At 48.6% G+C, this 11,546-nt stretch carries 6 protein-coding genes and 1 pseudogene; 5 read left to right on the plus strand and 2 right to left on the minus strand.

Annotation, left to right across the window (positions count from 1 at the left end):
* Positions 1 to 77 precede the first annotated feature (77 nt).
* Entirely contained in the window at positions 78 to 1,076 is a 999-nt protein-coding gene (gene rpoS / locus V7P87_RS04015) for an RNA polymerase sigma factor RpoS (RefSeq protein ID WP_333796271.1), read from the plus strand.
* A gap of 65 nt (positions 1,077 to 1,141) precedes the next feature.
* Here rpoS and mutS read toward each other — a convergent pair whose 3' ends face one another.
* Entirely contained in the window at positions 1,142 to 3,799 is a 2,658-nt protein-coding gene (gene mutS, locus V7P87_RS04020) for a DNA mismatch repair protein MutS (protein WP_333796272.1), read from the minus strand.
* A 33-nt stretch (positions 3,800 to 3,832) separates the two neighbouring features.
* Between mutS and V7P87_RS04025 the strand changes: the two genes are divergently transcribed.
* Both V7P87_RS04025 and recA read left to right on the plus strand, forming a co-directional pair.
* Positions 3,833 to 4,345, plus strand: a complete 513-nt coding sequence (locus V7P87_RS04025; protein ID WP_260656120.1) for a nicotinamide-nucleotide amidohydrolase family protein — start codon at positions 3,833 to 3,835, stop codon at positions 4,343 to 4,345.
* A 45-nt stretch (positions 4,346 to 4,390) separates the two neighbouring features.
* Positions 4,391 to 5,449 (plus strand): recombinase RecA, encoded by a 1,059-nt coding sequence (gene recA / locus V7P87_RS04030; RefSeq protein ID WP_260656121.1) that lies wholly within the window; start codon positions 4,391 to 4,393, stop codon positions 5,447 to 5,449.
* Between the two features lie 195 nt (positions 5,450 to 5,644).
* On the opposite strand, the gene V7P87_RS04035 is transcribed toward recA, so the two are convergent.
* A complete protein-coding gene (locus V7P87_RS04035; protein WP_333796273.1) occupies positions 5,645 to 6,535 on the minus strand; it encodes a hypothetical protein in 891 nt (296 codons plus the stop codon).
* 151 nt (positions 6,536 to 6,686) lie between these two features.
* Here V7P87_RS04035 and V7P87_RS04040 point away from each other — a divergent pair, with 151 nt between their 5' ends.
* On the plus strand, positions 6,687 to 7,619 hold the full coding sequence (locus tag V7P87_RS04040) for a homoserine O-succinyltransferase (protein WP_296295869.1): 933 nt from the start codon (positions 6,687 to 6,689) through the stop codon (positions 7,617 to 7,619).
* A pseudogene (metH, locus tag V7P87_RS04050) lies at positions 7,616 to 11,331 on the plus strand (methionine synthase). The gene V7P87_RS04040 and the pseudogene metH overlap by 4 nt, the downstream one beginning before the upstream one ends.
* Positions 11,332 to 11,546: the final 215 nt, after the last annotated feature.

Here is an 11,546-nt window from a genome sequence, read left to right on the forward strand (position 1 = left end):
AAAACCACAAGCTCAAACGAAAAGAAAGGATTTCTGGCAGTTAAGCGTCACTACCCTGGTAGAGTTGGGAGAAGGATATGGGACACAAAGATGAAGACGAAGTAGTTGATTTTAAAGACAGCGAATTAACTGAAGAAGCCGTATTGCTGGAAGATGAAGGTGCGGAGCCCGACATGGCCGCACTTGCCGCCGAAGAAGACAACACACCAGACGATGTATTCACCCGTGACGATAGCGCCAGAGCCATGGACGCTACCCAGATTTATCTGGGAGAAATTGGCTTTTCACCGTTATTGTCTGCCGAAGAAGAAGTTTATTTTTCCCGTTTATCACTCAAAGGTGATCAAGCCGCCCGCAAACGTATGATTGAAAGTAATTTACGGTTGGTGGTGAAAATTGCCCGTCGTTATATCAATCGTGGCCTGGCACTGCTGGATCTAATTGAAGAAGGCAATTTGGGCCTGATTCGCGCCGTGGAAAAGTTTGACCCTGAACGCGGTTTCCGTTTTTCCACTTATGCGACCTGGTGGATCCGCCAAACCATTGAACGCGCCATTATGAATCAGACCAGAACCATCCGGTTGCCAATTCATGTGGTCAAAGAGCTGAATATTTACCTGCGCGCCGCCCGCGAACTGTCACAACGGCTGGACCACGAGCCAACCCCGGAAGAAATTGCCGCAGCCTTAGACCGTCCGGTAGAAGAAGTGCGCAAGATGCTAAAATTAAACGAAAAAATCACTTCGGTGGATACCCCTGTTGCCGGTTCTTCGGAAAAACAACTGCTGGATATTCTGGCGGATGAAAAAGAGTTGGGACCGGAAACTGAACTTCAGGACGCAGATATCCGTCACCATCTGGTGTTATGGCTGGAAGAGCTGAACCCAAAACAACGTGAAGTACTGGCCCGTCGTTTTGGCCTGTTAGGTTTTGAACCTTCAACGCTGGAAGATGTAGGCCGGGAAATTGGTTTAACCCGCGAGCGGGTGCGGCAAATTCAGGTGGAGGCGCTGCGTCGTCTGCGCGAAATTGTCACCCATCAGGGGCTGAATATCGAAACTTTGTTTCAGGAATAACTCACTGATTCAGAAGATAAAAAAAAGGAGCCTTGGCTCCTTTTTTGTTGTTCAGAATGTGCTTTTTACAGTTGATTTTTCAGCTGATACAACAAATCCAGCGCCTGACGTGGGCTTAAATCATCCAGTTGCTGAGCTTTTAAGATCTCCAGCACCGGATGGGGGATGTCATCAGGCAGCAGGCTTTGTTGCAGCGGCAGTTGAACGGCCACTTTGCCATTGCTGTTTTGGATGCTGTTGCCGCCGTTGTTCAGTTTCGGCTGATGTTTTCCAGGCTGAGGTTTGTTGTCAGGCTGTGCAGGCAACTGGATGTGTTGCTGCTCCAGCTGTTGCAGTTTTTGTTTAGCCTGCAGAATCACCGCTTTTGGCACACCGGCCAGCTGGGCTACCTGTAAACCATAACTTTTACTGGCAGCACCATCCTGCACCTGATGCATAAACACAATATGCTCATCATGTTCCACCGCATCCAGGTGAATATTCACCACGCCTGGTAATAAAGACGCCAGTTCGGTTAATTCAAAATAGTGGGTGGCAAATAAGGTCAGCGCCTGAATTTTGCAAGCCAGATAATCGGCGCAAGCCCATGCCAGTGACAAACCATCATAAGTACTGGTGCCGCGGCCAATTTCATCCATCAACACCAGACTTTGTGCTGTGGCATGATGCAAAATTGTGGCAGTTTCAGTCATTTCCACCATAAAAGTAGAACGGCCTGAGGCCAGATCGTCTGAGGCGCCGATACGGGTGAAAATTCTATCCACTGGGCCAAGTTCAGCGCTGTCCGCCGGCACAAAACAGCCTATATATGCCATCAATACAATGAGCGCAGCCTGACGCATATAAGTTGATTTACCGCCCATATTTGGACCTGTCACCAGCAGCATGCGCCGATTTGTGTTCATCCGCAGCGGGTTGGCTATAAAAGGTTCAGTGCTGACGGTTTCCACCACAGGGTGGCGGCCCCCCTGAATATTGATACCAATATCGCTGACTAATGCAGGCTGTTGATAATTCAGCGTAACGGCACGTTCAGCAAAGTTGATCAGTACATCGAGCTCCGATAAGCGCGCTGCCAGTTGTTGCAGCTCAGCGAGATAAGGCGCCGTTAAATCAAACAGGGCATCGTATAGCTGTTTCTCAAGCGCTAAGGCCTTACTTTGACTACCCAGGACCTTGTCTTCGTATTCTTTCAGCTCAGGAATAATATATCTTTCGTTGTTTTTCAGCGTCTGGCGGCGAATATAATCGGCTGGTACCGCATCTGCGGCGGCGCGGCCGGTTTCAATAAAATAACCTGCGACTTTATTAAAACCCACTTTTAATGAGGCGATGCCGGTACGCTCTTTTTCGCGTTGTTCCAGCTGTTCCAGATAGTCGGTTGCACCAGTTGCCAGCGCCCGCCATTGGTCAAGTTCAGCCGAATAACCCGGTGCTATGACCCCGCCATCCCGAATAAGCACTGGCGGGCTGTCAATAATGGCGCGCTCCAGTAAATCACAGAGCTCTGGCAGTGGCTGACAGGCGTTTTTTATCTGCTGCAACAGCGGGCTTTGCAGCGGTTGTAAACACAACGCCAGTTCCGGCAGCTGTTGTAAGGCCTGGCGTAACCGGGCAAAGTCACGGGGTCTGGCACTACGTAGCGCTAACCTTGCAATAATACGTTCAATATCGCCAATTTGCTTAAGCTGAGGCGCCAGTTCAGTGTGATAAGACTGTAACTCAGCCACCGCCTGGTGGCGGCTGGTCACCAGTTGTTGATCCCGCAGCGGCGCGTGGATCCAACGTTTTAACAACCGGCTGCCCATGGCGGTCTGGCATTGATCCAGCACAGCGGCCAGCGTCTGGTCAAACTGGCCATTCAGCCTTTGGGTCAGTTCCAGATTGCGCCTGGTAGCCGCATCCAGCACTATATGATCTTGTGCTTTTTCCAGTGCAACAGCGCGGATATGGGGTAAAGCAGCGCGCTGGGTATCTTTGACATATTGCATCAAACAGCCGGCGGCCATCAGCGCCACCGGCGCTTCGGTCACACCAAAACTTTGTAAATCACGGGTGCCAAATTGCTGACATAAAGCACGTTCCGCACTTTTGGCTTCAAATTCCCACACCGGACGGCGACGTACGCCTTTGCGGTTTAAAATGGCATCCGGCAGTTGTAACTCTTCACTGTACAGCAGCTCTGCCGGATTGAGTCTTTGCAGCACGCCATATAAATCATCCAGCTGAGAGACTTCGGTCAGTAAAAAACGACCTGAGGTGAGGTCAAGATAGGCCAAACCATATTGCTGTTTCACCTGATAAAGTGCGGCCAGCAGGTTGTCCTGCCTTTCGTTCAGTAAGGCTTCGTCTGTGACAGTGCCGGGCGTGACAATCCGCACTACTTTGCGTTCCACCGGCCCTTTGCTGAGCGCAGGATCGCCGACCTGCTCACAAATGGCCACGGATTCACCGAGTTGCACCAGCCGCGCCAGGTAGTTTTCAATGGCATGATGTGGAATACCGGCCATTGGAATAGGGGCGCCGGCCGACTGGCCTCTTTTGGTCAGAGAAATATCTAACAGCGCCGCGGCTTTTTTTGCATCGTCATAAAACAGCTCATAAAAGTCACCCATCCGGTAAAACAATAAAATATCCGGATTTTCGGCTTTCAGGCCCAGGTATTGTTGCATCATTGGGGTATGGGCTGTGGAGACTTGCTCGGCTTTCTTCTCTGACGGCATAATGGCGTTCTGACTTCCTGTATTGGACTAAAGATGACGGTTCCTGCGCAAACCCAACAATTGGCGGCTGAACTCGGGCAGCTATTATTACGGAAAAACTGCACTATCACCACTGCAGAATCCTGCACCGGCGGCGGTATTGCTTATAGCCTGACCGCCATTGCCGGCAGCTCAGCTTATCTGGACCGCGGTTTTATCACTTACAGCAATAAAGCCAAACAACAGCTACTGGCGGTCAAAAGTGCCACTTTGTTGCAATTTGGGGCTGTCAGTGAAGAAACAGTGCTGGAAATGGCGCAAGGTGCTGCAGCAGCTGCCAATGCCGAAGTGGCGGTGGCGGTTTCCGGTATTGCCGGGCCGGATGGCGGTTCTGCGTTAAAGCCGGTAGGCACTGTCTGTTTTGGTTTTTATCTGTTTGGTCATACAGTGACGACCCGCATGGTGTTTCATGGTGACAGAGCGGCAGTACGTTTGCAGGCCATTGATTTTGCGCTGCAGCAGCTGATTTTATTGTTGACAGAGCAAACGCATTCAACTACTGTATGAGCATACAGCATTTAATGCCTTTTCAGATTTTATCCGGAGATTCAAATGGACGATAACAAGCAAAAAGCACTGGCCGCCGCCTTAGGTCAAATTGAACGTCAGTTCGGTAAAGGTTCAATTATGCGTTTGGGCGACAGTACCGCACTTGATATCGACTATATCCCGACAGGTTCTTTAGGCCTTGATATTGCCCTTGGCATTGGCGGTTTACCTTGTGGCCGTATTGTAGAAATTTATGGTCCTGAATCTTCAGGTAAAACGACCTTAACTCTGCAGGTGGTGGCTGAAGCACAAAAGATGGGTAAAACCTGTGCTTTTATCGACGCCGAACACGCATTAGATCCGGTGTACGCTGCTAAATTAGGCGTGAATGTGGCCGATTTATTAGTGTCACAACCTGATACCGGTGAACAGGCACTGGAAATTTGTGACATGTTGGTCCGTTCAGCTGCAGTAGACGTCATCATTGTCGACTCAGTAGCCGCCTTAACACCAAAAGCGGAAATTGAAGGCGACATGGGCGACAGCCACGTCGGTTTACAAGCCCGTCTGATGTCACAGGCGCTGCGTAAGCTGACTGGTAATATCAAACGTTCGAATACTTTATGTATTTTCATCAACCAAATCCGGATGAAAATTGGTGTGATGTTTGGTTCTCCTGAAACCACTACTGGTGGTAACGCGCTGAAATTCTATGCATCAGTGCGTTTAGACATCCGCCGTATCGGCTCTGTCAAAGAAGGTGATGAAGTGGTGGGCAACGAAACCCGCGTCAAAGTAGTGAAAAACAAAGTCGCGCCTCCGTTTAAACAAGCCGAATTTATTATTCAGTATGGTGCCGGTATCAGCAAAAACGGTGAGTTGATAGATTTGGGTGTCAACGAAAAACTGATTGATAAAGCAGGTGCCTGGTACGCTTATAAAGGCAATAAAATTGGCCAGGGTAAAGCAAACGCAATGAAATTCCTGCAAGATAACCCTGCTGTTGCTTTAGAGATTGAAACAGAGCTGCGCAATCGTTTGTTGTTACAGGCAACCCACAAACCAACAGCGGCAGTGGACGATCTGATGCCAGAAGCATTAGAAATGGAAGATGATCTGTAAGTTGTAGCAAAGGCTGCAGTCGAACTCGATACATCAAGTTTGAGCAGTACTTTTCCAGACAAAAAAACCGGTCATGACCGGTTTTTTCGTTTTTAGCTTTGCTGTATGAAGGGGCTCTTTTATAAACCGCCAACCGCCCGATAAGCTTTTGGTTTTGGTTTTGGTTTTGGTTTTGGTTTTGGTTTTGGTTTTGGTTTAGCGACTGCTGCTTGTTTGTTGATTCAACACTTTGTAACGACCTGGCTCGACCAGAAAACCGGCCAGCCGGTACAGTTGCTGGATCCTGCCGTTTTTTTCAAGGGCAGCAAGACCAAGCTGCAAAGCCGCATAAGCTTCAGCACCGGCCGGATGATTTTTACTGACAACAAAATGCCGGCTGTCATCGAGTAATACTGCAACTTCGGGCACCAGCTTTAACTGAATTTGCTCAAGCTGATACAGGCCATCTTTGCTGTTCACAAAAGGCATCAGCATAAAATCAACCCACTGCATATGCACCATACGGGCCTGACTCAACCATTCGTCTTCTCTGACCAATTTTTTCAGCGGTAGCGCTGACATGGTTAGCCAATCGGTGCGCCACTTGGGGGTGGAAACGGCGGTCAGTTCACTAAAATCGGCCAGTTCATTTAATTGCAATACTTTTTGGTTGTTTGGACTGGTGTAAATACCGGCCAGATATTGGCCTTTTTTGATCACGGGCTGACTGATCAGCACTTTATCTGCTAAAGCTTGAGCGTCACTAAGCCAATAGGTGTCAAAACTTAGCAATAACTCGCCGCTTTCCAGCATTTTGGTATTACGAAAATTCACCTTGCCTGGCAGATAAACAAAACTACGCTGAAAACCACCAAGTGCCAGAGCCTGTTGCAGCAACACCATATCCGCCACATCGCGGCGCATAAAAGGGCTGCGAAACTCAGTGATGGTCAGTACATCACGGCCTGCAACAAACTTCTGATAATCTTCATACACATCGTCGCGGATAAAAATCTCAATAGCCGTTGCCTGCATGTTTCCGGCATCAAGCGGCGGGCTGAAGCAGATAGTGGTGAAGATCAGGCAACTGAAAAAACGCTGCAGCATAACAATACAAATCCAAAAGCAGATACTGCAAGCATAGGCGGATTTATCCCCGCTTTGTTATTTTTATTTGGCCATCTAAACGTGTAGATGTTGACAATTCTGGCGGTTTTCGCCAAAGTAGCCGCACTTTGAATTTTTATCCGGAGCAGGCATGCCTATTAAAGTGGTGGATCAATTACCCGCAGTGGAAGCGTTATCCGCGGAAAACGTTTTTGTCATGACTGAAAGTCGGGCTTTAAAGCAGGATATCCGGCCACTGAAAATTGCCATTCTGAATCTGATGCCAAATAAGGTCACCACTGAAATCCAGCTGTTGCGCTTACTGGCCAATAGCCCGTTGCAGGTGGACGTGGATCTGATCAGGCTCGACAACCATGTCAGCAAACACACGGCAGAAAGCCACTTAAACTGTTTTTATAAATTTTTCTCTGACGTGCAGCAGCAAAACTATGATGGTTTGATCATCACAGGTGCACCTCTGGGACTGGTGGATTATGAAGAGGTCAGTTATTGGCCGCAGTTATCGGAAATTCTGGCCTGGGCTGATCGCCACGTCACGTCCACCTTGTTTTTATGTTGGGCTGCGCATGCGGCGCTTTATTATTATTACGGTTTGCAGCGTGAGATCCGCGGTGAAAAACTCTCAGGTGTGTACTGGCAGGATGTAGTACAACCTTTAAGTCCATTGGTTCGCGGTTTTGATGATAAATTTCTGGTGCCACATTCCCGTTATGCCCAGGTGCCCCAACAAAAATACCAGCAACATCCGGATATTCATGTGTTGGCGCAGGCTGATGTCACAGGTGCTTATCTGCTGCAAAACAGCAGTGGCAGCCGCGTTTTTGTCACAGGTCATCCGGAATATGACTTAACCACGCTCAATGATGAATATCAGCGCGACCTGACGGCGGGTTTACAGCCAAAAGTGCCGGAAAATTATTTTAAAGACAACGACCCGGCCAAGGGGCCACAAAAGTTATGGCAAAGCCATGCCTTTTTATTATTCAGTAACTGGCTGAACTACTATGTGTACCAGGCTACACCTTTTGATATTCAGCAAATTGGTCAGGAGCAATTGTTATGACAGTGTTCAGTGCAGCAGTTCGGTCCGGAGCACGGTTAACACCACAAGCGCTGGCACAATTGTTATCAGAACGGATTTTGGTGCTTGATGGTGCCATGGGCACCATGATCCAGGCTTATCAGTTACAGGAAGCCGATTACCGTGGTGCAGAGTTTGCCGATTGGCCTTCAGATCTGAAAGGCAATAATGATCTGCTAGTACTGACCCAACCTCAGATCATCAGTGACATTCACCACAAATATTTAGCCGCCGGCGCAGATATTCTGGAAACCAACAGTTTTAACGCCACTACCATTGCCATGGCGGACTATGACATGTCGCATCTGTCGGCACGTATTAACCGTGAAGCTGCGTCGCTTGCGCGCAAAGCCTGTGATGAATTTACCGCATTAACACCGGATAAGCCGCGTTATGTGGCAGGTGTGCTTGGCCCAACCAACAGAACAGCTTCTATTTCACCGGACGTGAATGACCCTGGTTATCGCAATATCGATTTTGATACTTTAGTGGCGGCTTATCACGAATCAACTTTGGCGCTGATTGAAGGTGGTGCAGACATTATTATGCTGGAAACCATTTTTGATACCTTAAACGCCAAAGCCGCTGCTTTTGCCGTGCTGCAGGTATTTGATGAAATTGGTTATAAATTGCCGGTGATGATTTCAGGCACCATTACCGACGCCTCAGGCCGCACTTTATCTGGTCAAACGACCGAAGCCTTTTATAACTCGCTGGCCCATGTAGAGCCTGTCACTTTTGGCTTAAATTGTGCCTTAGGGCCAGATTTGCTGCGGCCTTATGTCGAGACCTTATCCGGTATTTCAGAATGTTATGTGTCGGTGCATCCAAATGCCGGTTTACCCAATGAGTTTGGTGAATATGACTTAGGCGCGGTTGAGATGGCGGCTGAAATTAAAGATTGGGCGGCGCAAGGTTTTTTAAATATTGTTGGTGGTTGTTGTGGCACCACCCCAGAGCATATTAAAGCCATCAGTGAAGTAGTGGCAGGTGTTAAACCACGCCAGCCCAAAACAAAGTCCCATCAGTTTCATCTGGCTGGCCTTGAAGCCTTTTCGTTGGAGTGGTAATGCAACAAGTCAGATTTATCAATATAGGTGAGCGCACCAACGTCACAGGCTCTGCCCGTTTTAAAAAACTGATTCTGGACGGCAAATTTGAAGCTGCGTTGCAGGTGGCGCGGCAGCAGGTAGAGAATGGTGCGCAAATAATTGATATCAACATGGACGAAGCCATGCTCGACAGCAAAGCGGCCATGGTGCGTTATCTGAATCTGCTGGCATCCGAACCTGACATTTCCCGTGTGCCTATTATGGTCGACTCGTCGAAGTGGGAAGTGATTGAAGCTGCGCTCAAATGTATCCAGGGCAAAGCTGTGGTGAATTCTATTTCGCTAAAAGAAGGCGAAGCTCAGTTTGTGCATCAGGCAAAATTATTACGCCGTTATGGTGCAGCTGTGGTGGTGATGGCTTTTGATGAAGTGGGGCAGGCAGATACCAAAGCGCGGAAAGTCGAAATTTGTCAGCGCGCTTACAAAATTCTGGTGGAGCAAGTTGGCTTTCCGCCACAAGACATCATTTTTGACCCCAATATTTTTGCCGTTGCTACAGGTATTGAAGAACACAACAACTACGCTGTGGATTTTATTGAAGCCACCCGTGAAATTAAAAAATTGTGCCCTTATGCCAAAGTGTCCGGTGGCGTGTCGAACGTGTCATTTTCGTTTCGTGGTAACGATCCGGTGCGTGAGGCCATTCACTCGGTGTTTTTATATCACGCCATCAAAGCTGGCATGGATATGGGCATCGTCAATGCTGGCCAGCTGGCTGTGTATGACGACATTCCTGAGTTACTGCGCGAGCGGGTGGAAGATGTCATTCTGAACCGCCGCGACGATGCCACCGAACGATTGCTGGATATCGCCGCTCAGTTTAAAGGGGATGGCACAGTTGCAGTCAAAGAAGACGAAGCCTGGCGCAGCTGGCCTGTTAACAAGCGGCTGGAACATGCGTTGGTGAAGGGCATTACCGATTTTATTGAAGTGGACACTGAAGAAGCCCGTTTACAGGTGGAGAGGCCCCTTCATGTGATTGAAGGTCCGCTGATGGACGGCATGAACGTGGTGGGCGACTTATTTGGTGAAGGCAAAATGTTTCTGCCTCAGGTGGTTAAGTCGGCGCGGGTGATGAAAAAGGCTGTAGCCTATCTGCAGCCCTATATAGAAGCAGAAAAAGCCGGTACAGGAGCCAAAGCACAGGGCAAGGTGCTGATGGCCACTGTCAAAGGGGATGTGCATGACATCGGCAAAAATATTGTTGGTGTAGTGCTGCAGTGTAATAACTATGAAGTGATTGATCTGGGTGTGATGGTGCCCTGTGCCACTTTATTGCAAAAAGCCAAAGAGCTGGATGTGGATATTATTGGTTTGTCCGGCCTTATTACACCTTCTTTAGATGAAATGGTGCATGTCGCCAAAGAGATGACGCGGCTTGGTTTTACTATTCCTCTATTAATAGGTGGCGCGACGACCTCTAAAGCCCATACCGCAATAAAAATTGCGCCCAATTATCAGCATGGTGTGGTGTATGTCCCTAATGCATCGCGCAGTGTGTCTGTGGTGCAATCACTGATAAGCCCAACGCAAAAACCGGATTATCTGGCGCGGGTCAATGATGAATACCGCCGAGCTGTAGAGCAGCATCAACGTGCCCGCCCGGGTGAAAAAATGCTGACGCTCGAGGAAGCACGTGACAATAAGTTTCAGCTTGATTTAACCAAAGTGGCACCGGCCCCGAAAAAACCAGGCATTCATATCTGGCAGGATGTCGATTTACAAAGCTTGCGCGATTTTATCGACTGGACGCCCTTCTTTTTAACCTGGCAGTTGTCGGGCAAATTCCCGGCTATTTTGAACCATCCTGAAGTGGGGATGGAAGCCCGTAAGCTTTATCAGGATGCCAATCATATGTTGGATCTGATGATAGGCTCGCGCAAGGTTACAGGTCGTGCCATTTTTGGGTTGTTCCCTGCCAATAGCGAAGGGGATGACATTATTGTGTATACAGACGAAAGCAGAACCACAGAAAAACACCGCTTATATAACCTGCGTCAGCAATTGCAGCTGCGTAACAATGTACCGAATTGCTGTTTAGGTGATTTTGTTGCGCCAGCCTCTTCAGGTGTTGCCGACTATATAGGTGCATTTGCGGTGAGCACGGGTTTTGGCGCCGACGAGTTTGCTGCTGAGTTTGCCGCTGCCCATGATGACTACAACAGTATTATGGTGAAAGCGCTGGCCGATCGTCTGGCTGAAGCGCTGGCGGAGTACCTGCATCAACAAGTCCGTAAAGATTATTGGGGTTATGCTGCTGATGAAAATCTCGATAACGAAGCGTTGATCCGTGAGGCCTATCAAGGCATTCGTCCGGCACCGGGTTATCCGGCTTGTCCTGAGCACACTGAAAAAGGCACTTTATTTAACATGCTCAATGTCACCCCGGAGATTGGCCTGGAGCTTACCGAAAGTTTTGCCATGTGGCCGGGTGCTGCCGTGTCAGGTTGGTACTTTGCCCATCCGGACAGTAAATACTTTGCTGTAAGTAAAATTGGTGAAGATCAGCTTGCGGATTACGCCCAGCGAAAAGGTTTTAGCCAGGAAGAAGCACAAAGCTGGCTGGCGCCAAATTTACGCTGAGGTTTTGTTGTCCTTGCATACAGGCAGCAAATAGCTTGAATTCACTGACCGTACTTTCTTATTTATAAAGAGCTGAAAAAAGGATTTTTCAGCGCAACCTGAGTTTTGTGCCGGTTTTCTCGGCATAAATGCTGTTAAAATGCTCACTTTGGCCATTTACTGCGCGGTTGAATGCAAAAAGGCATATTTCTTTAAATTCACGCTTGCGCCATTTC

Origin of the sequence: Rheinheimera sp. (assembly GCF_036782235.1) — a bacterium.
GTDB lineage: Bacteria > Pseudomonadota > Gammaproteobacteria > Enterobacterales > Alteromonadaceae > Pararheinheimera.

Coding starts and splice junctions, on each gene's coding strand:
- rpoS (WP_333796271.1), top strand. CDS start 78: ATGGGACACAAAGATGAAGACGAAGTAGTTGATTTTAAAGACAGCGAA.
- mutS (WP_333796272.1), bottom strand. CDS start 3,799: ATGCCGTCAGAGAAGAAAGCCGAGCAAGTCTCCACAGCCCATACCCCA.
- V7P87_RS04025 (WP_260656120.1), top strand. CDS start 3,833: ATGACGGTTCCTGCGCAAACCCAACAATTGGCGGCTGAACTCGGGCAG.
- recA (WP_260656121.1), top strand. CDS start 4,391: ATGGACGATAACAAGCAAAAAGCACTGGCCGCCGCCTTAGGTCAAATT.
- V7P87_RS04035 (WP_333796273.1), bottom strand. CDS start 6,535: ATGCTGCAGCGTTTTTTCAGTTGCCTGATCTTCACCACTATCTGCTTC.
- V7P87_RS04040 (WP_296295869.1), top strand. CDS start 6,687: ATGCCTATTAAAGTGGTGGATCAATTACCCGCAGTGGAAGCGTTATCC.